We start from the raw sequence: 22327 nt of genomic DNA on the forward strand, positions 1-22327 counted from the left end.
CCTTAGCGCTTAAAACGCGTATTGCATGGTAATTTGAGCGTGACGAGGCACGTTTGGCATAACCAGAGTCGCACCAAAATATCCGCCTTCAAAAAGCGGCTGCCAATTTTCTTCATCAGTAACGTTAATAACATCTAAGCGTAAACGAAGATCATCGCTAACTTGGTAATCAGCATTTAAGTCTATAGTGTACTGGTCGCGAATATGCACGGTTTGTAAAAAGTCTAAAGGGAAAGACTTGGTGTATAGAGCACTCGCACCAAGCTGAACATCGTCAGTTACCTGCCAGCCAGCATTAATGGATGCTATTTGCGGAGGAATACCTTGCACTCGGCTGTTCGATGCAGGGAACGCGGCAAACGACGGTGAGCCCACTCCCGTGCCCTCAATAATATCTGGACGACTGCTATCGAACGCGTCTATCACCTGCGCCGTACCTTGGAACGCTGCAGAGTCATCAAAACGCGCGTCTAAATAACTGTAGGCCGCATTGACCCATACGTCGTCGCCTTGGTAAAACATTTGCAACTCAAACCCTTTGGTTTTCACGCCACTGTTGCTGCCGTCGCGATTGCGTAAGCTACGGGTTTGTTCGAACACTGCCGCTTCAGCGTACCATTTGCTGTTTGGCGCGTATTTTACCCCTGCTTCGTACAGGGTATTTTCGGTAGCAAAATTAAGCGGGTTAATTTCATTATTACCGCCCAATACTGTGCCCCCCGCCATACTGTTTGACGTGGCATCGTTCTCTGAAAACGCCGCGTATACATTCACATCACCCGTCAGCTTGTAAACCGCACTTAACTGATAGCTAGTTAATGTATCGCTATAGGTATCAGACGCTGCCGTTACTCCATCAGGCGCTAATGGGTCACGGGCTTCAACATCGTAATAATCTATTCTAACGCCGGCAATGGTCGAGAACTTGTCTGTCCATGTAGAGCGTTGTTGGAGCGCCAACCCAGTTTGCCACGACGTGGAATCAGTGGTGTCTGACAGGTTAAAGTCGCCGCTTCCATCGCCGTCCAAATCATACTGAGCTCCCGGAGATACGAACACACCCGGACGTAACTCGACTAAGCGCGCTTTTTGCGCGTCGGTAAGGGATATCACACGGTTTGAAATAGGCCCGGTTAAGTCAATCGGATTGTCGGCCTCAGTGGTAAACTGGCTATAGCCCAGCACGTCGTTATAGCGAAGCGCTAAGCCTACAGTAGTAAGTTGATTATCGTTCCACTGGTAATCAACTTCAGTGCGATTTTCAAACGTATCAGCGCCGTCGATAATCTCTACAAAGCTATTTTGCGCAATTTCCTCACGTTCAAGATATTGATAATAAGTCATGTTGCGAAGCGCCACGTTATCAGCCACTTTGTATTCCACATTGCTGCGAATAACTGTGGTTTCAGCACCATTGATGTCGTCAGGGTTAGTAAATACGCGGTTACGAGGAATAACCACTTCACCGGTAGGTGAAATAATGGCTCCAGCGCCCGGAACTGAACTACCATTAGGCTGAGTGCCTTGGCCAGTAATATAAATACCGTTGTCGATAAGGTCTTGCGTTGGGCGGTTTATGCCTGCGTTGTCTGGATAGTCTGTGTCGTAATATTCCGCGCTAATATCCCAAGTGAGCGCGTCGCTCGGTGTATAGCGATATGCAACAAATAGGTTTGTACTATCGCGCTCAGCAAAGTCATAGAAGCTGCCGTGATCTAGGTACTCAGCACTGAAGCGAATGCCGCTTTTCCCTTCTTCTATTGCAGTACCGTAATCTACTTGGGCTGAATACTGATCCCAGCGCCCGGCGCGAAGGGTAACTTTACCCTTGCTTTCTGTGGTAGGCGCGACCTTGGTTTGAAGGTTAACAAAGCCACCATTACGCTGCGTACTACCAAACAAAACGGGAGAAGGCCCTTTCACTACGTCAATTTGCTCTACGCTGTTAAAAGATAACGGCAATCCAAAACCGTTATTACCTGCCTGGCGACGCACGCCGTCTTGAAAAAGTTCGCCTAACTGACCGCGAATACTTGGCAAGCTGGGTGTACCGAAGCCGCTTGAAGCGTAGGCATTAGGGGCTGCCTTTACGATATCGTGTAAATCATTAATGTTAAGCGCTTCTATCGCTGCTGCCGACAATGACGTTACTGCACGAGGGGTTTCTGCTGCACTTAAACCGCTACCAAATAACCCTTTTAACGTATTGTCGCCCGGGTTTAGCGTGTTTACGCTTTGTTGATTGCCTGTTACTTCTACGACTTCAATATCTGATACTTGCTGGGCAGCTAACGACTGACTGATGGCAAGCGCGAGTGTGCTAACGGCTAGGCCGATTATTCTTTTCATTAACGATTCCGTATTTTTATTTATTATTCGACTAGACCGATACGTGTCACAAAAAATTTCAGTACATTTAATTTTTAAAAAATTTTAGAAAACATAAAATTAGTTGAAATTTTTATTTTGAACGGTCGTTCTAGTATGCTTGCACTATTATACTTTTGGAGCATGTATGCAAAACAACACAGATATTCAAAACCGACTCGAGTGGTCGTTACTTTCTCTTCGCGTAACTATTTTTATCGTTATGTTCGTTTGGACCTTAGATAAGTTTGTCAATCCAGCTCACGGCATGGCTATTTTCGAAAAATTTTACGGTATAGGCGGAGTACCTGAAATGGCCGTCTACATTATGGGCGCATTACAGCTAGCACTGGTTTTAGCATTTCTAGCAGGCCTTGCGAAAAAATATACCTACGGCCTTATTTTCATTCTTCACGGCGGGTCTACCCTTTCGTCTTTCCCGCAATATCTAGACGCCTTTAATCACCTGCTATTTTTTGCCGCATGGCCTATGTGGGGTGCGTGCTTTGCACTGTTCCTACTGCGCGAAGCTGACACTAAGTTTGCCTTTGGCAAGTAGTGACTATTCGTTGAATAAGTACGCTATATCGACTCGAAAGAGGCACGAACTAGGTATACTCGCTAGATAGGCTGACTGCTAAAAAATTAGCGCTCGAATGTTTCTCGTTATCGAATTTATAGGGCGCGAGGGCCACGCCGTTTTAGCATGAGGTTTATTTTTTGGCAGCAGCATACAGTTGCTGCCATTCGCCCTCTTGTACCGGCATTATTGATAACCTTCCACCTTTTTTCACTAAAGGCAGTTCAGTAATACCGTCCATCGTTTTAATCACTGAAAGTGGCAATACGTTGGAAAATTTTTCTACAAACTTCACATCTACACGATACCAACGAGGGTTTTCTTCACTAGATTTAGGATCGTAGTATTTTGACTCAGGGTTAAACTGTGTAGTGTCTGGGTATCCGTCTTTCACCACTTCTGCAACACCTGCAATACCCACTAGCTTGCAGCTGGAATGGTAGATAAACACCTTATCACCTAGCTTTACGCCGTCACGCAGAAAGTTGCGAGCTTGGTAGTTTCTAACGCCGTCCCACGGTTCAATTTGGTCGGGACGGTTTGCCAAGTCGTCTATAGAAAATGCATCAGGTTCTGTTTTAAATAGCCAATACGCCATGTTTTTATTCTTTCTCTTAATCTTTGCACGCTCATTAAAGCACATATAAACAAACACACGCTGTTCGCGTTTTATTACCTCCAGTATACAAAGCGCTTTTATTTAATGACAGTGCTATACCTTAGCTTGGCTAAGACTGCTATAATTACGTACTTAATCTGAGCTTACGCCTAATTTGAGTTCAGCAATTCCCTGATTTATCTAGATGTGATTACTATGCAAGCCACCATTAAGGCCGACCGCGGCCTGTTTTCTTACCCTAAATATTGGCCACACTGCCTGGGTACCGCACCTTTTCTTCCTATGTCAAAAGAGGAAATGGATGCCCTTGGCTGGGACAGCTGTGACGTTATTTTGGTAACCGGCGATGCGTATGTCGATCACCCTAGTTTCGGTATGGCGGTTATTGGTCGAGTACTGGAAGCCCATGGTTTTCGCGTTGGCATTATTTCTCAGCCAGATTGGAAGAGTAAAGACGACTTCATGAAGTTGGGGAAGCCTAACCTGTATTTCGGCGTAACAGCCGGAAACATGGACTCTATGATCAACCGCTATACGTCTGACAAAAAGCTTCGTCACGACGATGCCTATACGCCAGGCAACGTAGGTGGTAAGCGTCCTGACCGTGCCGTAACTGTTTATGCACAGCGCTGCCGCGAGGCATTTAAAGGCGTACCTGTAATTGCGGGCGGTATTGAAGCCAGCTTGCGTCGTATTGCGCACTACGACTACTGGAGCGAAAAAGTACGCCGCTCAGTACTGTTCGACTCTAAAGCCGACATGCTGTTTTTCGGTAACGCCGAGCGCCCCCTTGTTGAAGTCACCCATCGCTTGGCGGCAGGTGAAGATATTGCCGATTTACGCGACATTCGCGGTACCGCAATCATCGTTAAAGAAGCCTTACCAGAATGGCAAGGTGTTGACTCTACCTCTCTAGATAGACCCGGTAAAATTGACGCCATTCCAAGCCCCTATCAAATGGAGCCCGAGTGCGACTCGCAGGATAAAGATACGAAAAGCAGTGAAGCACCAGAAGCATCGCCCATTGTTATTCAGCCTGCGCAGAAAGAAAAAGAAAAGCGTAAGCCTTGGGAGAAGGTGTACGTTAAGCTGCCAGCGTACGAAACGGTAAAAGATAACAAGGTCTTATACGCCCATACATCGCGTATTTTGCACCAAGAGACCAACCCAGGTTGCGCTCGTGCACTGATGCAGCGCCATGGCGACAGACACATTTGGATTAACCCACCCGCCATGCCGCTTGAGACAGAAGAGATGGACGCGGTATTTGACTTACCGTATCAGCGTGTTCCTCACCCTGTATATGGCGACGCCAAAATTCCTGCGTACGATATGATCCGTTTTAGTATCAATATCATGCGTGGATGCTACGGCGGCTGTACGTTCTGCTCAATTACCGAGCACGAAGGCCGTATTATTCAAAGTCGTTCTGAAGATTCGATTATTCGTGAAATTGAACAAATACGCGACACCGTTCCTGGCTTTACTGGCGTAATTTCAGACTTAGGCGGTCCGACAGCGAACATGTATCGCCTTCGTTGTAAAAGCCCGAAGGCAGAAGCGACTTGTCGTCGCCCTTCCTGCGTGTACCCAAGCATATGTGCACATATGGATACCGACCATAAGCCAACTATCGACTTATACCGCCGTGCTCGCGAATTGCCTGGAATTAAAAAGATTTTGATTGCGTCTGGCGTGCGTTATGACTTAGCGGTAGAAGACCCAGAATACGTGAAAGAGCTAGCCCTTCACCACGTAGGCGGTTATTTGAAGATAGCACCAGAGCACACCGAAGACGGCCCGCTTTCAAAAATGATGAAGCCGGGTATGGGAAGCTATTACCGCTTTAAAGAACTGTTTGATAAATACTCACAAGAAGCGGGTAAAAAGCAGTACCTTATCCCATATTTCATTGCTTCACACCCGGGTACCACCGACGAAGACATGCTAAGCCTTGCGATTTGGCTTAAGGAAAATAAGTTTAAGCTCGATCAGGTACAAAACTTTTATCCGTCGCCAATGGCAACGGCAACAACCATGTACCACACCGAAGTGAATTCTCTTCGCAAGGTGACTAAAGAAAGTGAAGAAGTACCGTCAGCGAAAGGTGAAATTCACCGTAGACTACATAAGGCTATGTTGCGTTATCACGACCCGAAAAACTTTGCGCAAATTCGAGAAGCACTTAAACGTATGGGTCGTGAAGACTTAATTGGCCGTGGTCCTCAGCACCTTGTGCCGCCAGAGACCGCTGACGAAAAACGCCAGAAAGCACAAAAAGGCCGTCGCGGTGAACGTGCGCTTACTAAGCATACCGGGCTTCCACCCACGTTTCAGGGTAAAAACGGGAAAGGCAAAAGCCGAGACGGTAGCGCGTTAAATAAAAGCCGTCGTAATACAAACGGCAATAAGCAAGGTAGCGGTAATAGGCAAGATCAAGCCAACGGTAATACCGCCAATCGAAATTCCGGTAAAGCTTCTAAGGCGAATAATGGCGGCGGAAACAATCGTGGCCGCTCTCAAAAACAGCCAAACATGCATAAACGTTAAGATAACAAACGCTAAAAATATAAAAGCCCGATGCTTTTCAACATCGGGCTTTTTTTGTGATTTTTAGCAATAGCACTGCGCTATTTCAATTTACTATTTTAGTATCCAAACTATATGTACCCAGGCTATATGTACCCAAGCTATACGCTTACATTCCGTCGTCATTAGGGTAGCACTCCACATTTTCAAGTTTAGCAAGCTCACCAGTTTGATCATTTCGCAGCAAACAGTGCTTGCCATCACTTAGTAACGTAAAGCTGTAAACAGGGTTGTTGTGCCTTCCCTCAACGGGTAAACCTCTGCTATCTACCTTCGCTTTCCGTTCAATTGTAATGCTTGAAGCACTGCTAAATGCATTATCAGCAACAGTGATTGCTATACCGCCGAACCAGTTACTGATGGTATTTTCAATAGTTTGCTTTTGGCTTGCACTCGTGCTGTTAGTGATTGCTTTATGCAGCTCAGTCTCCTTGGTTGCAGCACAGCCAGATGCCGATGATAGCGCTATAGCAAGGGCTGCAGCTGTCAGCCCTTTGCTTTTGCCTTTACCGAATAAAGCCGTCATTCTTGTTCCTTGATAACAAGCTGATTGATCTTGTTATGTAAAATAAAGTTTTCTCTGCGCTTTTCAGGCGTATCGATAGGAATAAGCTTTTCACCCACTAGCGCGCTTTGATTACTGCGCAGTGCGTTTACATCAGCCGTGCCGTTACCCGATACCACTTCAGGGCATGCGCCCGTAGCTGCAAATTCTAGTGCTGCAGACAACATACCTTCATTCGGGTCGCCTAAACTAGCAGTAAAGTCATCTTCAACTTCACATCCTGGCAGTTCAAAATCAAAGTTTGGAGTACTGGTTGGCATAAAGCCGTCGGCATAATCACCAAAGCCTTTATTGTTCACTCCTTGGAACTGAATAGTGAAGTAAGTTTCACCACAGTTGTCTGTAGGATAGAAACCATAAGGCTTACCGCACGTTGTAGAGCCAATTTGTACCACCTCTACATCTATGCCTCGAAGCGCGTTCATTACCGCTTCACTGGCTGAACAGGTTGCATCTGTTGAAATTACGTAAACACGAGTCAGTGAAAGGCTCGGTAGTAACGTATCGGTAAGCCGTCCGGCGTTGTAATCGATAACATTGCTGTAAAAAGGCGTAGGACTAATATTGTCGCCGGTTACAGGGTTAGTCGTTGGGTTCTTGTCGTTAAATTGCAAAGTTTCAAACGTAGCGTTGTTCGTTTGATTTGGACCCGCTACCATATAAGAAAGCTGAGAAGCTAACGCCAAACGTCCCCCACCGTTGTAACGCAGATCCATGACTAACTCGGTTACATTCTGCTCAACAAAGGTATCAAATGCCTCGATTAACCCTTCCTGCGCGGTAACAATGAAGGTATTAAATTGGAAGTAACCTGTTTTACCGTTTTCGGTATCGAACACCTTAACGTTTTGCACCGGCGTTTCGCTCACATCAGCAGAAGTTATATCTACAGACATAGTCGTACCGTCAATCAGCTCAAACTCAAAGCTCGTAGTGGTTCCGGCATCATCAGGAAACAGTCCATCGTTTAAAGCGTTTACACCTTGTTGGGTATTGTCATTAACGAAATCAACGCCGTTAATACTCACAACCTTAGCGCCTCGCGGCACATTCGCTGCAGCAGCAGGTGAACCAGGCTCTGTGAACCGCACCGTTAGCTCTCTTGGTACCGTGTTTGAGCCAAATTCCCAATCAAAACCAAAACCTGACGATATGCCAGATTGAGATAGCTCGTTATATTCAGCAGTATCTTGTGAAAAATGAAAATTGTCTTTAGGCGTGCCGCTTGGCGTTAATTCATTGGTTTTTAACTGGTCGAAGTATGCCAATACTGAAAAGTTTTCTGGGTCGTTGTCGTCTACTTCGTCATACCATAAGTAGGTGTCGTTAGTCCAAGAGCGCAGCCAAAGCTTTTCATCCATTGCGGTGCCTTGGGTATCTGGATAAGCACTTCCCGTAAAAGGGTCGATACCAGTTCTTGGCGTTTCACATTTGGCGATGAAGTCAGATTGTGGCTCATAGACACCGGCTTCCCACTCAGGCTCAGAGGTAACGGGAGTCGTTGGTGTTGTAGCTACTGGCGAGGAATTAGATGATCCACCACCTCCCCCACACCCTGCCAATAGAGAAATCGTCACCGCTAATGCAACTGAAGAATACACATACGCTTTCATAGTTCTAACATGTCCTTATTGTAAATGGCTAACTAAGGCCTACAGCTCAATACTTAAACAATAGCATAGCCAATAATGACATATCCTTATAAATCTAACTACATAACAAAAGTTTAAAATGTTTCTAATTGTAAAATCAACGAACGTTAGCTTAAGGGCCTGGCACTGCCCTTAAGCCAAGCGCTAGGTCACTATTTTTTAGCTAAAAGCGCGTAAAACACAGGCGTGAATATTAATCCAAACACCGTAACGCCAATCATGCCGAAAAACACTGCGTTACCCATAGCATGACGCATTTCCGCGCCTGCTCCACTGGCTAACACAAGCGGAACTACGCCTGCGGTAAACGCGAACGACGTCATTAAAATTGGGCGTAATCGCTGACGGCAGGCGGCGATAATTGCGTCCATATAATGCATACCGTCCATTTGCTTCTCCCTTGCAAATTCCACCATAAGTATGGCGTTCTTAGAGGCAAGCGCCACTAAAACGACCAACGCTATTTGGGTAAATATATTATTATCACCCCCCAAAATAAATACACCAAACAATGCGGATAATATTGTCATTGGCACTATCATGATGATGGCTAACGGTAAGCGTAAGCTCTCATACTGAGAGGCCAGCACCATGAATACGAAAATAATAATAAGAGGAAACACAAAGACCATAGTATTACCGGCTAGTATTTGCTGGTAGGTCATATCTGTCCACTCATAATCAATACCCGCTGGCAAGACCTCAGTTAACACTGCCTCCATTGCCGCCTTTCCTTGGTCAGAGCTATACCCTGGTGCTGGGCTACCGTTTAATTCGGCGCTAATGTATCCGTTGTAATGTTGAACGCGATCTGGCGCGGTAATGGGTTCCACCGAGACAACTGAGCCTAAAGGCACCATATTTCCTTGAGCATTTTTAACTTCAAGCCTAAGTATTTGCTCCTCACGCTCTCTAAATTGACTGTCTGCCTGTGCAGTTACCTGATAAGTGCGCCCAAACATGTTGAAGTCATTTATGTAAGCAGAGCCCAAATAAACCTGCAGCGTTGTAAAAAGTGCCTCTAAATCTATACCCTGTATAAGCGCTTGCTCCCGGTCGATTGTTAAATTCATTTGGGGCACTTGAATACGGAAACTGGAAAATAAGCCGCTTAGCGCCGGGTTTTCGTTACCCACTTTTATAACCTCTTGAAGCGTGGCAAACATTTTCTCAAAACCCACGTTCCCCCTATCCTCTAACTGCAATTTAAACCCTCCGGTAGAGCCTAACCCGAGAATCGGCGGCGGTGTAAACACTGCGACAAATGCTTCGTCAATATCGGCATACGCCTTGTTAAGTTTCGCCGCAATTGCCGCCGCCGTCATATCCTCGCTCTGACGCTTATCAAAGTCTTCAAGTGGAACAAACACCATTGCACTATTTGGGCTGTTACTTGGTCCGTTTATGGAGCGCCCCGGAAACGCTACAGTATTCAGCACCCCAGGTACGTCTAACGCAATTTTTTGCATTTCTACGGCGACGTCTTCAGTTCTGTCGAGGCTAGACGCATCAGGCAGCTGTGCAATTGCGATTAAATACTGTTTGTCTTGCTGGGGAATAAAGCCCCCGGGAATAGAAGAAAATAAAGCCCCAGTTGCACTTAACAATGCAACATACACCACCATTACCGCACCGCGTTTACCCAATAATTTGCCGACAAAAACCTCATAATACTTCGCACTTTTGTCAAATACTCTATTGAATGGCGTAAACAACCTTTTCCCAAGTAAACGATTAAGGAACAGGGTAATTTTATCGTCCGGTGCATCGTGACCTTTTAACAACAGCGCCGATAACGCAGGGGACAACGTAAGTGAATTAATGGTAGATATAATGGTTGATATGGTTATGGTTACGGCAAACTGTTTGTAGAATTGACCGGTTACACCGGTAATAAAAGCCGTGGGGATAAATACCGCACAAAGCACAAAGGCAATAGCGATAATGGGCCCACTGACCTCAGACATAGCACGCTTAGTCGCGGTTAGCGGATCGTAGCCAGCTTCAATGTTCCGCTCAACGTTTTCAACCACAACAATCGCATCATCAACCACAATACCAATAGCGAGCACTAGGCCAAACAAAGACAAGGTATTAATCGATAACCCGAGCAGGTGCATTACCGCAAAGGTGCCTATTAAAGACACGGGAACAGCAATCAGCGGAATGATAGATGCACGCCATGTTTGTAAAAACAAAATGACGACAATGACCACTAAGACAATAGCTTCAAATAAGGTATCAATAACGGCATCAATCGAGCCGCGCACAAACAGCGTGGGGTCGTACGCAATATTGTATTCCATTCCAGGAGGAAAATTTTGCGCTAACCGTGCCATGGTTGCTCTCACATCGTCTGATAAAGCGATTGCATTTGAACCCGGGCGCTGAAAAACAGGTAAACCAACCGCGGGCTCAGCGTCTAACATAGCTCTTAATGCATAGTTTTCTGAGCCAAGCTCTATTCTGGCCACGTCTCCTAATCGGGTTAACTGGCCGTCATCGCCAACCTTAAGTACAATGCCTTCAAACTCTTTAACGCTTTCCAAGCGGCCTTTTACATTAAGCAGTGTTTGAAACTGAATAGATTCATGGGCAGGTTGTGCCCCCAATGCACCCGCAGAAATCTGCTTATTTTGCGTACTTATAGCCTGAAAAACTTCACCTGCGGTAATGTTTCGACTTGCAAGCGCATCAGGGTCTAGCCACACGCGCATAGCGTATTTGGCACCGCCATTTAGCATGGTGTCGCCAACGCCAGGTAGCTTTTTAAGCTCGTCGATAATGTACATGTCGGCATAATTTGCAATGTAGCTTACACCCAGAGAGCCATCTGGCGAATACAACTGTATGCCCATAGCGAGATTAGGAGACGCTTTTTCAGCGGTAACCCCCAAGCGCTGTACTTCTTCAGGTAAGCGGGATAACGCATTGCTTACACGATTCTGAACCTGTACTTGCGCGACATCTAAATCTGTCCCTAAGGCAAAGGTTACAGTTATTGTTAAGCCTCCATCACTAGTTGCTAGTGAAGAGTGATACAACATATTTTCTAAACCATTAAGCTCTTGCTCAATAGGTGTAGCTACGGTTTGCCCGATAACCGTTGGATTCGCGCCTGGGTAACTTGCATTGATGACCACCGTTGGTGGCACAACCGCTGGGTATTCGCTAACAGGTAATTGCTTCATTGCAATAAGCCCGGTAATGACGAACACCAAAGAGATCATTGAAGCAAAGATTGGACGTGTTATAAAAAAATGGGAAAACTTCATAGCACTTCCTAACGCTTAGCCGTAGTCGCTACAGATAAATTGGCAGCGGGGAAATCAGCAGCCAACAAACTGCTTTTCCCTACGTCGATTTGCGATTTCCTCGGTGCTACTTTAGCACCACTTGAAACACTTCCGGCGCCATGAATAGCGATGACTTCAGCCTTTGATAAACCATTTTTGATTTGTCTGAACTGGCCGAATCGTTCACCAATATCTACCTTGCGATATTGCAGTACATTGTTTTCATCAAGGGTCAGTACAAACTTGTTTTCAAGATCAGTACCCAATGACGTCTCAGGTACAAACACGCTTTCTTCAGCGGCGCCTAGAGGAAGCCTCACTCTGACAAATGCGCCAGCTTTCAGGTTGTTATTGCTCTGCTCGAACACCGCACGAACGCGAAGCGTACCTGTTTGACTATCAATTTGGTTATCGACAAAGTCGATGTCGCCAATATGTGTAAATTCGCTTTCACCAAGTAACTGCATTGCTACCTGTGAATGAGGTTGTGAATCAGAAGCAAAAAATGCATTCCACGTTCGCTCGTCAATGTCGAAATAGGCGTAGCGTTTTGCGTCTGAAACAATCGAAGTGAGAACGGATTGCGCGCTAACCACATTGTTGCCCTGAGTTGTAAAGGCGCGAGATACTATTCCTGAAATAGGCGCAGTGACCTTCGTATAGGATAAGTCGAGCTTAGCACTGTGAAGCTGCGCTTTTAACGCAGACAATTCAGCTTGGCGCTGATGATAAGTGGATTGACGAGCGAGGGCCTGTTCTTGCGAAAGCACCCGCGTAGCGGCCAGCTGCTCTCCTCGTTCAAACTCACTTTTAGCCTGAGCCAGTGCTGCTTCAGCACCGGCAATCTGTGACTCTATAGTTTCCACTCGACTTTTAAACTGTTCATCATCGATAGTAAAAAGCACATCCCCTTTACTTACCTTACTTCCTTCTTTAAAGCGCACCTCCTCAACAATGCCTGATATTCTCGGCATTAATTGAACGACTTCTGGCGCTTCAAGGCGAGAGGTATAGGTTTTCCACGACTGAGCAGCGAGAACGGCAACAGGCGCTACATCCACAGCAGGCATTTTTTCCTCGACCGCTGTAGCATTATTTCCCGCCCCACAGCCCTGTAAAAACAGAAATGTGGCTATTATTAACCCTGAGGTTATGGCTGCTTTCATATTCACTCTCCCAATCTTTGTGTACCAAATCGCGGCAAGTATAAAGCGTCAATTAATGCCTAAAAACACGCATTCAGACATCAATTTGTTGCCCATTTTGCAACAAAGAATTAATGTTTCGCGTAAGCCTTTGATGAGATAGCCGTAAAAGACAAATTAAACTGAGAGCGATAATGGACACAGCAAGCCGATTACTTTTATTTTTAGACGTTGTTGAACATGGCTCACTAATGGGAGCCGCAGAATCAAGGAAGATTGATCGCTCTGTAGTGTCAAAACAAATTAGCAAGCTAGAAGATGATTTAGGTGTTCGTTTACTTAATAGAACCACACGTTCGATTTCTCTTACCGCTGCCGGTGGCGAAATGATAAAAAAGGCGTCTGAGCTTAGAATGCTAATGCAAGATACCTTTACCGTAGCAGAAAACTTTCACAGTGAACCTACGGGTCTACTGAAAATAGCGGCAGCTCCGCTAATAGGCCGGCGTTATTTGCAACCGGTTATCAATCAATTTCAAAAAGACTACCCCCAAGTCGACATAGAATTGCGTTTAGACTCAAAAGTGGCAGACGTAGTCTCTGAAGGCATCGACCTTGCTTTTCGTGTGGGAGAGCCTAAAGACGGCTCATTCATTGCCAGGCGTATAGCCCCAAATAGGATGATCATTGCCGCGGCACCCGCATTTATAAAAACCTACGGCATGCCCTCAACAATTGGAGACCTCAAGCACCTGCCAGCAGCTACCTTTGTTAGCGCGAACGCGCGTATTAAGGAAATTCACTATTTTAACAAGCAAGGTCATCCGTGCACTCAGCCAATGAAAAGTGTGTTTAGCGCCAACGATGGTGAAGTATTAATAATGAAAACACTAACCGGTGACGCTTACTTTGCAGGTCCGTGCTTTATTCTGGGTGATGAAATTGCAAAAGGAGAGTTGATCCCATTAGTCACGGATACACACTTGGCCGAATACAGCGGCATGTACGCCGTTTATCCCCACCGTGACCTGCCAAAAAGGACACTGCTTTTTTTCAACGCAGTGCGTGAATATATTGGCGAAAAAGTCCCTATTTGGGAAAGTAATATAAAAGGCTTTGAAAATATGTATCGCGCACGTACTTAAAGCAATGCGCTTCCCTCTATCTAACTCGCTTGCATACTTTATATTTACTGATGCTGCACCGGCAAAAGCCCAACGCTTTTAGCCGTGAGACTGCTAATAAAAAGCCCCTCATCAGTTTTTATCGCGCCTGTCACAAAGGGGAAAGCGCCGGTAGGGTCTTGCCAACTTTGTGCTATTTCACCTTTTTCGCTTAATTCTATAAGGTGCCCATAAGACTGCCCTTGAGGACGCATAAAACCGGGAAGGCGCTGTATCATTTTTCGAATAAATGGTTTATCAGACAGCATATCGACAGGGGCTGAGCGCGGCGACGCAAGGCCAATGTAGTAGTTGCCATTATCTGCACGGCTGATGTTATCTGGAAAGCCTGGCAAGTTATCAATAAGTACGTCAACTTGCCCTTTGTTCGGCCCCACCAGCCAATAACGCAGCACACGGTATTTTCCGGTTTCGTTAACCAATATCGATTGCTCATCGTGACTAACTGCCACACCGTTCGCGAATACCAACTTATCCATGAGTATTACACTATTGCCAGTGTCGGGGTTGTACTCGATTAACCTGCCATTACCTCGATGTTCGAATATCTCAAGCAAGCTAGCATTAAGGGTACCCCCAAAGTCTTGTGCCGGAAATTTAGTGGTCGCGTCGGTAAAATAGATGTTGCCGTTTTGAGCTATATCTACATCATCTGCATAAACGACAGGTGTATTGTTTACCTTATCAACCAGCACAGAGACCTTGCCCGCTGAATTTATTTTAAGTAACCCAAGGTGGGCGTCAGCGACAACAAGGTTGCCTTTATTGTCATATTCAATGCCTAAGGGGCGACCGCCCGTATTTACCCAAGGGGAAAAAGTATCTTCGCCTCTCTTCTTCAAAAGAATAGTGCCAGAATGACTCGATGTTGCTAACGTGCCATTTTGGTTCAAGGCAAAATCTTCTGGCCCATAGTCATTGCCCATGTTAACGAGCGTTAACTGAGATAGTCGTGTGTTTTTTGCAAATTTGCCTTCAAATCCCTTATCGACAGGTGCTTGCCAAGCAACTGGCGCTATTGGTAAAGGCCACAATAGTAGGTAAAGGACGATGGATATAGCTATGAACCACATTACTTTCATTAGAATTTTGCCTTTTTAAAACGCTTCCCATTTACAGGCATACAGTTTTTTCACCATACCAAGCAAAGTTTCAACACTCCCCTTTCGTTTTTGAATAGTCAACTATTACTCATGCCCTATTCCGAACCTTTTACTCGACATCGCTTTTTAAGCATTACAAATTCGTAAAGTAGCATCTATAAATAACGTTCGCGCGTTTCATAATAAAATGCAGTAGAGGTACATCATGTCATTTTATTCAAGAACACTCGAAGCTTCGTACGCTAAGCAGATAGACAGAGAACTAAGAGCAAGTCACGCTGGAGAAACTGGCGCGGTATGGATATATAGAGGCGCACTATGTGCTGAATTTATTCTAAGTTTGTTTAAAATAGTGCGTCCAGCAAGCGAAACTACGGGCTTTATTTACCAGCACTTAAAAACTGAAAAGCAACACCTTGAGATTTTCGAAACTGAAATGCCACGTTTCAGAGGGAGCTTTATTCTCCCTCTTTGGATTGGGGCTGGATTTATGACAGGCTTTATTCCTCGCTTGTTGGGCAAAAATTGGTTTTTTTATACCATTTACTGTGTCGAACAATTTGTCGATACCCATTATGAAAAACAGTGTAGCCAACTTGTGATGCAACCTAACCCGCCTTCGAACGTCATCGACAGGTTTAAGCGATGCCAGATGGACGAGCAGCACCACAGAGACGAGGCAGAATCCTTAATGGCCGCAAAAGCATCGCTACCTATGAAAATGTGGGGGCGCTTGGTAAAAGCAGGCTCATCAATGGCGGTTTCCATTGCGAAGATCATTTAAGCGAGTTACCGACGTATTACATATGTAATACTGAGACCTCACATGGCGCATTTAAAACTTCTAAACACGCGCCTCTTCACTGTTAACTTGGCTCACCCGCGCATTACTATCATTCCCACCATTCTTTGCTTCTGCTCGATTAGCGCTAACGCGTTTTATTAACGTGCGTGAACGATATAAGCTCCAAATGACATAGCCCGCCATAGGAATATTTAGTTGTAGCGAAGAAATAGTGAATGCAGCACTGCCGTGAACAGCCACGTAAGCAATAAGTAAAACTAGTACGCTTAGCCCCGAAATTAGTAACCAGATTGGCTTAGTTAAGGGTTTTATTGCTACCGTCATTGCAGTATTAAGCACCATCACCCCCCAAAATACTGCAATGAGTGAACCTGCAAAGAACATATCAACCACCGCGGTTAAAGCTAACGCACTGACACTTCCCCAGACTATGCTATACCAAAGCCGACTTGCCAAAGGTGGGTGTGCTTTTTTAGACAGCCAAATTTCCATTCCAGAAACGCAAAGCATAGTTAGCATTACGCCAAGAATAAAAAACAACCATTTGCTGGTCATGCCGGCAAAGTCACCGAAATGTAAACGATACATGGCCCAGAATATTTGCTTACCCCATTCTCCATCTTCGTAACCAGCGTCACCAATGAAATTGCCCGCTGTATCGAAACGGTAGCCTTCAGCGTAAATCATCCTGTTTGGCGCTTTCGCATATATCTCAATAAACTGCTCTGGCTCGCCGACCTCGTGTACCGTTAAAAAAATTGGCGACTTTTCAGGCGCTAGCGTTTCCATTTGCGCGAAGGCTTTCCCAATAGCGGGTTTACCTTCTTGTGGGGCGATGACCGGGTCTGGCGTGAAAATTTGGTTTATTACCGCATCTCTATCGCCGCCATAGTTCACGGTGGCAACTAACACTAAAATAATACCGGCCAAACCAAAGTAAGTCCCTGTAATGCCAATCACTAAATGAAAAGGTGCAGCCCACAAACCAAAGCGATTGTGCAAGTCAATCTGGGCTTGCTGGCCATTACCGCCTCTTCTCAGCTTGAATGCATCTTTGCCAATTCGTTTATGGGCAATAATCCCCGTTATAACTAAGGTACATATAATGGCACCAAGGGCACTGACTAAAATCATTCCCCAGCTATGTGGCAGGTTTAAATATAAATGCAGATCCACTAGCATTTGCGTAAAAGAAACACTTTCTTCTTCCAATAAATTACCATCGCTATCAGCAAAATACGCAATGTGATCGTTTTCAACAACCAACCGTGGAATATCGGATGTAGGAAACACAACAAAGAGATGGTGAGACTCTTCGGTATGTTTAGCCAGGAAGCTATCCATCGCCTTTTCAATCGCCTGTGGAGAAACATTCTCCATCTCTTCAATATGAGGCTGCTCCCACCTTTCGAACTCTAGGTGGAATACGGCAACCGTTCCTGAAATGCATACTAAAAAAAGCAGTACACTTAAAAAAACACCAACCCAAGTATGTGCGTTTAATGCATTTTGTTTTGTTATTTTATCCATCAATATTCACCTACATGGGGAAGAAGATAAGAATTGGTACACAAGCCGCAGACAAAGCCGTGTAAGCACCAATTACTTTAAATTTGTGGGCTGTGGCAAGGTAGTGATAGACGAAAAGCCCCCACAAAATTGGCAGTAGAACCGTACCAGTGGCTAACTGCCCTGCGATAGAAAATGGAAGCAGCGCGCATACACCTAGCGTTATTAGAACGCTGACCACCAATAGAACAACCAGTACCACAAAATAGTTTGCAGCATTCGCCAATACAGTACCTCTTGCAAAGTCAAAGCTTCGCGGCTGAGGTACGTTTTTAGGCTGTGGCAAAAACGTTTGATTTAATGCGATGAACGGCCAGACAAGAATTGCAGGAATACATAACGCATATAGTACGCCAAACTCCCACCCTTGGGCGAACGACCAGCATACCGCCGAAACTAGCCATACGGCTAAACCTAAATAAAGGTAAGTTGACGCTTGCTCACGCCAACTTTTATAAACAACCCCTAAGGCCGCGAGTGTCAAAGCACCTGCTGCAACTGAAAGCATGATGATTCCTTAAAACGAAAAAACAATCGAAGCGGTTTCTGTGCTGTTTATGAAAATAGAACAGAAAAAGTCGCTACTTTCGTATAATTTAACAAAAAAACACTTAAATGATAACTAGTATCATTTTTATTACTGCAAATTTAAATGCAATTCCGTTCATAAGTTTGTAGTTGGGATAAAATAACGAAATAAATGCCAAACCTTTGAATACGATCTCTCCGATATATGTACCGATGAAATGCAAAACGGGGCGCAAAAAAAGCCGAACTAACTAAGTTAGTTCGGCTTTTTTTACATATTTGAGTTAGATGCTACATACTAAATGTATTATGCAGCTTCGCTCTCGTCTTCAGTTTCAACCACTTCATGGCTAAGCAGGTATTCAAAGGCGGCTAGTGACGCTTTAGCCCCCTCGCCCATCGAAATAACGATTTGCTTATAAGGTACTGTTGTTACGTCACCCGCAGCAAAGATACCAGGCTCAGAAGTATGACATTTAGTATCAATAACGATTTCACCATACTGCGTCATCTCTACCGTGTCCTTCATGAACTGACTGTTCGGTACAAGGCCAATTTGAACAAATACACCGGAAAGTTCGCGTGTATGGACTTCATTGGTTGAACGGTCTTGGTATTCAATTGCGTTCACTTTGCCATTCTCGGCCGTGATTTGGCGTGTAGCCGCATTTTTAATAATGGTAATGTTATCGCGCTTTTCAGCTTGGTCGATAAGTACCTGGTCCGCTTTAAGCTCTGGCATAAATTCAAATACCGTTACTGATTTTACGATACCAGCCAAATCTAGTGCTGCTTCAATACCCGAGTTACCACCACCAATAACTGCAACATCTTTACCTTTAAAGAAAGGACCATCACAGTGCGGGCAATATGCTACACCATTACCTACGTTCTCACGTTCACCTGGAACACCGAGTTCTCTCCAGCGTGCGCCGGTTGCTACAATAACCGTACGGGTGCGAATTTGCTCGCCTGAAGAAAGCGTAATAGTTTTAATATTACCTTTTTCTATGCTATCGACACGTACGTGCTCTTTAAGCGTGATGTCGTAATCGCGAACGTGCTCCATTAGGTTACCTACAAGTTCAGGCCCTGTTGTTTTGGGTACAGAGATCAAATTTTCTATACCCATAGTGTCTTTTACCTGACCACCGAAAGTTTCAGCAACAATGGCTACTTTAAGGCCTTTACGTGCACTGTAAATTGCTGACGCAACACCCGCTGGGCCGCCGCCAATAACAGTAACGTCTTGAAGCGGCAGTGCGTCGCCTTTATTTGCCTCTTTAAGGCTAGGGTCGCGCTCGATAAGTTTATTGATAAGTACTGAACCATCAACTTTACCGTTCGCGAATAGCTCGCCATTAAGGTAAACGCTAGGTACACCTTGAATGTCGCGCTCTTGAATTAAGTTTTGATACAACCCACCGTCAATCATTTCGGTCTTAATGTTAGGGTTAATCAAAGCGAATTGATTAAGTGCCTGAACGACTTCTGGGCAGTTGTGACAGCTTAAGCTGATAAATACTTCAAAGTTCAGCGGTTCTTTAACCGCTTTAACCAATGTTTGAACACTATCATCTAGCTTAAGTTCAGTGCCTGCTGCGTGCAGCATAGCAAGTACAAGAGAATTAAACTCATGGCCACCCGGGATTCCTGAGAAACGAATTCCAGTATCTTCACCGTCAGCCTCTAATAAAAAGCTGATAGCGCTGCGTAGTTCACCATTAGTTTCACGCTCTTCTACGTTTAGTTTTTCGCTTACTGAAGCAATGTCGGACAGAAACTTAACAAGCTCTTCGCGCTTGCTATGTTCACCGGTCTGTACGACAAAGGTTACGTTTTTTTGCATTGACTCAGCATATGATTTCAATGCTTGTAAAATTTCTTTAGTTAACACGGTTATTCTGCCTTATTTTCGACACGCCGATCCCCGCCAACCTTTAATAGGTCAACAACATAAGCGGAAATTGGAAATTAATATCAGGGAGTGGAGTCCCACTCCCTATAAACTATCTGCCTAACACTTCTACTAACAGTTTATCCTGTTGTGCTAGGCACTAAGCGGTGCTGCTTAGATTTTGCCTACAAGGTCAAGAGAAGGTGCAAGTGTTTCTTCACCTTCTTTCCATTTTGCTGGGCAAACTTCACCTGGGTTGTTTGCTACATATTGAGCAGCTTTAACTTTACGTACTAGGTCGTCTGCGTCACGGCCAATACCTTCAGAGGTGATTTCCATTGCTTGTACGATACCTTCTGGGTCAACAACGAATGTTGCACGGTCAGCAAGCCCCATAGTTTCGCGCATACAATCGAAGTTACGCGTGATTTCGCCAGTAGGGTCGCCGATCATTGCAAACTTGATCTTGTTGATCGTGTCTGAAGAATCGTGCCATGCTTTGTGAGTGAAGTGTGTGTCAGTAGATACTGAGAATACTTCTACGCCACGAGACTGAAGTTCTTCGTATTTATCAGCGATGTCGCCAAGTTCAGTTGGGCAAACAAATGTGAAGTCAGCTGGGTAAAATACGAAAACTGCCCATTTACCTTTGATGTCTTCGCTGCTTACGTCTACAAACTCGCCGTCTTTAAATGCAGTCGCTTTAAAAGGTTTGATAGCAGTATTAATCAATGCCATGTTTAATTCTCCATTTGGTTTAAATTTTCCGAACGCTAAATGCATGCGGATACAAACTTTACGTTTATTGTGTCGACATGGTTTTGCAGTTTTGTGAAGATATTCACTTATTGCGAAATCCGTGTCTCTTGAAACTGGTGATAAGAATAGCGCGCATCACTTAAAAAAACTAATTGGTAAAAATGAATCGCTTAATCAGGTTATTGAATTGAACGATGAAAATAGAATCAATTAGCTAATTGGCACGCGACACAGCCCTGTTTATAGTTTTAATACAAGCAGTGTGAGGAACATATGACAAATACCCGAATTCACCTCATTTCAGAAGAAATTGAGCGTATTGATAATCACAAACCATCGCGAAGCTTGCCAAAACATATAAAAATGGCTACCAGCCCCTTTGTATTTTATCGAGGCAGCGCTCAGTTATTCTACGCAGATATCAAAGCAGGCCTGATTAATTTTCCCAAAGAATGCGACTCTATACCACTTACCAGCGTGATGGGCGACTGTCATACTTCTAATTTTGGTTTTCTTACCGAAGAAGGCTCTCACGGAGATACGGTTATTTTTTCACCCAACGACTTCGATGATGCTTGCGTTGGAAAAGCGCAGTGGGACGTACTTCGCTACCTTACCTCATTGCGCCTTGCTCAGCTGCATTGTAGCGGTATAGTGGAAGGTAAATATTCTGGGGAAGATATCGAAATTACTAAACCCGTAGTTACTCATCAGCAAGTTATTAGTGCACAAAATGCATTTCTAAAGGAATATGCGCACACCTGCGACCGAGCAGTAAAGAATGCCAAAGTGCTAAACGAGGCGATAGACTACAGTCCCGCTAATGTGCCAAGTAAGCTAACAAAGCTTTACAAAAAAGCAAAAGCCCGTAGTGCTGGCGGTGAAGACTTTACGGTTAAAAGTGCGCTTGCTAAAGCGGTGAGTTTTAATGGCACGACGCTGGGCTTTAAACCCAACAGTGAAAAGTTCGCCCCTCTGAGCGAAGACGAGTATAAAACATTACACGACGCGTTTGCTCCTTACATGGACGATTCTATCGTTGATATCGTTAAACGATTGAACGCAGGAACTGGTTCCGTGAATATGGCGCGCTATTACTTTTTAGTCGGGCCGTCTAAACCGCATAACGAAACGAGCTTTGCGCATTGTCATATTGTAGAAGTTAAACAGCAGCGCGTTGCTGCACCTATTCATTATTTCCCTACCACTAACCCTGTCAACCGTCTGAACGCTGCCCACCTTACCGCTCGTTGCCAACGACGAATGCAAAGAAAGCCGGACCTTGTTCTTGATGAGGTAAAATTTAGGGACGCTCATTATTTAATTCGCTCAAGACATCACGCTAAAGTGGGTATTGATCCTCAAGATATTGCAATGGGCAATAAGGCCCTTAACGGGGGCTTTGAATATTTTGCACAACTATGCGGTTATAGCTTGGCACTGGCGCATTGCCGCGGAGATAGAAGAAGCACGCGGTTTGCCCAATCAGCCTCAAATGCCTTTTCTCAATCAAGAGACTTGCTTGTGAAAATAGCAAATCTTTATGCAGATCAAGTCGTTGATGATCACGCTTTATTTTCCCGTCATCTCGAATCAAACTAAAACGAAGCTTGATGTAATAAAAACGTAATACGCGCTCATAGAATGGCTATAGCGTTATTTAAAGGTT

Annotated in this window: 16 protein-coding genes; 5 read left to right on the forward strand and 11 right to left on the reverse strand. The window is 44.9% G+C overall.

Annotated features, from left to right (window positions below):
* Positions 1 to 9: 9 nt before the first annotated feature.
* Entirely contained in the window at positions 10 to 2349 is a 2340-nt protein-coding gene (locus ACXACS_RS13085) for a TonB-dependent receptor (protein WP_474807162.1), read from the reverse strand.
* Between the two features lie 166 nt (positions 2350 to 2515).
* On the opposite strand from ACXACS_RS13085, the gene ACXACS_RS13090 reads away from it, so the two are divergent.
* Complete coding sequence (locus ACXACS_RS13090; RefSeq protein ID WP_474807164.1) at positions 2516 to 2926, forward strand: hypothetical protein; 411 nt, start codon at positions 2516 to 2518, stop codon at positions 2924 to 2926.
* A 154-nt stretch (positions 2927 to 3080) separates the two neighbouring features.
* Here ACXACS_RS13090 and ACXACS_RS13095 read toward each other — a convergent pair whose 3' ends face one another.
* Positions 3081 to 3545 carry an EVE domain-containing protein gene (locus ACXACS_RS13095; protein WP_474807166.1) on the reverse strand — a complete coding sequence of 155 codons (465 nt, stop codon included), beginning with the start codon at positions 3543 to 3545 and terminating at the stop codon, positions 3081 to 3083.
* A gap of 216 nt (positions 3546 to 3761) precedes the next feature.
* Between ACXACS_RS13095 and ACXACS_RS13100 the strand changes: the two genes are divergently transcribed.
* Positions 3762 to 6116: a YgiQ family radical SAM protein gene (locus ACXACS_RS13100; protein WP_474807168.1), complete on the forward strand. Its 2355-nt coding sequence runs from the start codon at positions 3762 to 3764 to the stop codon at positions 6114 to 6116.
* Positions 6117 to 6264: 148 nt separating this feature from the next.
* Here the strand turns inward: ACXACS_RS13100 and ACXACS_RS13105 are convergent, their stop codons facing one another.
* The 4 genes from ACXACS_RS13105 to ACXACS_RS13120 form a co-directional block, all read right to left on the reverse strand.
* A complete protein-coding gene (locus ACXACS_RS13105; protein WP_474807169.1) occupies positions 6265 to 6681 on the reverse strand; it encodes a hypothetical protein in 417 nt (138 codons plus the stop codon).
* On the reverse strand, positions 6678 to 8333 hold the full coding sequence (locus tag ACXACS_RS13110; RefSeq protein ID WP_474807170.1) for a S41 family peptidase: 1656 nt from the start codon (positions 8331 to 8333) through the stop codon (positions 6678 to 6680). Before ACXACS_RS13110 ends, ACXACS_RS13105 begins: the two co-directional genes overlap by 4 nt.
* 191 nt (positions 8334 to 8524) lie before the next feature.
* Entirely contained in the window at positions 8525 to 11647 is a 3123-nt protein-coding gene (locus ACXACS_RS13115) for an efflux RND transporter permease subunit (RefSeq protein WP_474807172.1), read from the reverse strand.
* Positions 11648 to 11655: 8 nt separating this feature from the next.
* Positions 11656 to 12834, reverse strand: a complete 1179-nt coding sequence (locus ACXACS_RS13120; protein ID WP_474807173.1) for an efflux RND transporter periplasmic adaptor subunit — start codon at positions 12832 to 12834, stop codon at positions 11656 to 11658.
* Between the two features lie 173 nt (positions 12835 to 13007).
* On the opposite strand from ACXACS_RS13120, the gene ACXACS_RS13125 reads away from it, so the two are divergent.
* Complete coding sequence (locus ACXACS_RS13125; protein ID WP_474807175.1) at positions 13008 to 13958, forward strand: LysR family transcriptional regulator; 951 nt, start codon at positions 13008 to 13010, stop codon at positions 13956 to 13958.
* Positions 13959 to 14002: 44 nt separating this feature from the next.
* On the opposite strand, the gene ACXACS_RS13130 is transcribed toward ACXACS_RS13125, so the two are convergent.
* On the reverse strand, positions 14003 to 15079 hold the full coding sequence (locus ACXACS_RS13130) for an SMP-30/gluconolactonase/LRE family protein (RefSeq protein ID WP_474807177.1): 1077 nt from the start codon (positions 15077 to 15079) through the stop codon (positions 14003 to 14005).
* Positions 15080 to 15305: 226 nt separating this feature from the next.
* Here ACXACS_RS13130 and ACXACS_RS13135 point away from each other — a divergent pair, with 226 nt between their 5' ends.
* Entirely contained in the window at positions 15306 to 15884 is a 579-nt protein-coding gene (locus ACXACS_RS13135; RefSeq protein WP_474807178.1) for a demethoxyubiquinone hydroxylase family protein, read from the forward strand.
* Between the two features lie 60 nt (positions 15885 to 15944).
* Here ACXACS_RS13135 and ACXACS_RS13140 read toward each other — a convergent pair whose 3' ends face one another.
* The 4 genes from ACXACS_RS13140 to ahpC form a co-directional block, all read right to left on the reverse strand.
* On the reverse strand, positions 15945 to 17435 hold the full coding sequence (locus ACXACS_RS13140) for a PepSY-associated TM helix domain-containing protein (protein ID WP_474807180.1): 1491 nt from the start codon (positions 17433 to 17435) through the stop codon (positions 15945 to 15947).
* A gap of 10 nt (positions 17436 to 17445) precedes the next feature.
* On the reverse strand, positions 17446 to 17982 hold the full coding sequence (locus tag ACXACS_RS13145; RefSeq protein ID WP_474807182.1) for a hypothetical protein: 537 nt from the start codon (positions 17980 to 17982) through the stop codon (positions 17446 to 17448).
* Positions 17983 to 18309: 327 nt separating this feature from the next.
* Positions 18310 to 19899, reverse strand: coding sequence for an alkyl hydroperoxide reductase subunit F (gene ahpF, locus ACXACS_RS13150; protein ID WP_474807184.1), 1590 nt, complete (start codon positions 19897 to 19899; stop codon positions 18310 to 18312).
* Between the two features lie 174 nt (positions 19900 to 20073).
* Positions 20074 to 20631, reverse strand: coding sequence for an alkyl hydroperoxide reductase subunit C (gene ahpC, locus ACXACS_RS13155; protein WP_461851522.1), 558 nt, complete (start codon positions 20629 to 20631; stop codon positions 20074 to 20076).
* Between the two features lie 300 nt (positions 20632 to 20931).
* Here ahpC and ACXACS_RS13160 point away from each other — a divergent pair, with 300 nt between their 5' ends.
* Positions 20932 to 22260, forward strand: coding sequence for a DUF2252 family protein (locus tag ACXACS_RS13160; RefSeq protein ID WP_474807186.1), 1329 nt, complete (start codon positions 20932 to 20934; stop codon positions 22258 to 22260).
* Positions 22261 to 22327: the final 67 nt, after the last annotated feature.

The organism is Alteromonas sp. AWM4_230, from assembly GCF_056158305.1.

Bases quoted from the DNA above. Each gene is read 5' to 3' on its own strand.
- ACXACS_RS13085 (WP_474807162.1), bottom strand. From the start codon at position 2,349: ATGAAAAGAATAATCGGCCTAGCCGTTAGCACACTCGCGCTTGCCATC.
- ACXACS_RS13090 (WP_474807164.1), top strand. From the start codon at position 2,516: ATGCAAAACAACACAGATATTCAAAACCGACTCGAGTGGTCGTTACTT.
- ACXACS_RS13095 (WP_474807166.1), bottom strand. From the start codon at position 3,545: ATGGCGTATTGGCTATTTAAAACAGAACCTGATGCATTTTCTATAGAC.
- ACXACS_RS13100 (WP_474807168.1), top strand. From the start codon at position 3,762: ATGCAAGCCACCATTAAGGCCGACCGCGGCCTGTTTTCTTACCCTAAA.
- ACXACS_RS13105 (WP_474807169.1), bottom strand. From the start codon at position 6,681: ATGACGGCTTTATTCGGTAAAGGCAAAAGCAAAGGGCTGACAGCTGCA.
- ACXACS_RS13110 (WP_474807170.1), bottom strand. From the start codon at position 8,333: ATGAAAGCGTATGTGTATTCTTCAGTTGCATTAGCGGTGACGATTTCT.
- ACXACS_RS13115 (WP_474807172.1), bottom strand. From the start codon at position 11,647: ATGAAGTTTTCCCATTTTTTTATAACACGTCCAATCTTTGCTTCAATG.
- ACXACS_RS13120 (WP_474807173.1), bottom strand. From the start codon at position 12,834: ATGAAAGCAGCCATAACCTCAGGGTTAATAATAGCCACATTTCTGTTT.
- ACXACS_RS13125 (WP_474807175.1), top strand. From the start codon at position 13,008: ATGGACACAGCAAGCCGATTACTTTTATTTTTAGACGTTGTTGAACAT.
- ACXACS_RS13130 (WP_474807177.1), bottom strand. From the start codon at position 15,079: ATGAAAGTAATGTGGTTCATAGCTATATCCATCGTCCTTTACCTACTA.
- ACXACS_RS13135 (WP_474807178.1), top strand. From the start codon at position 15,306: ATGTCATTTTATTCAAGAACACTCGAAGCTTCGTACGCTAAGCAGATA.
- ACXACS_RS13140 (WP_474807180.1), bottom strand. From the start codon at position 17,435: ATGGATAAAATAACAAAACAAAATGCATTAAACGCACATACTTGGGTT.
- ACXACS_RS13145 (WP_474807182.1), bottom strand. From the start codon at position 17,982: ATGCTTTCAGTTGCAGCAGGTGCTTTGACACTCGCGGCCTTAGGGGTT.
- ACXACS_RS13160 (WP_474807186.1), top strand. From the start codon at position 20,932: ATGACAAATACCCGAATTCACCTCATTTCAGAAGAAATTGAGCGTATT.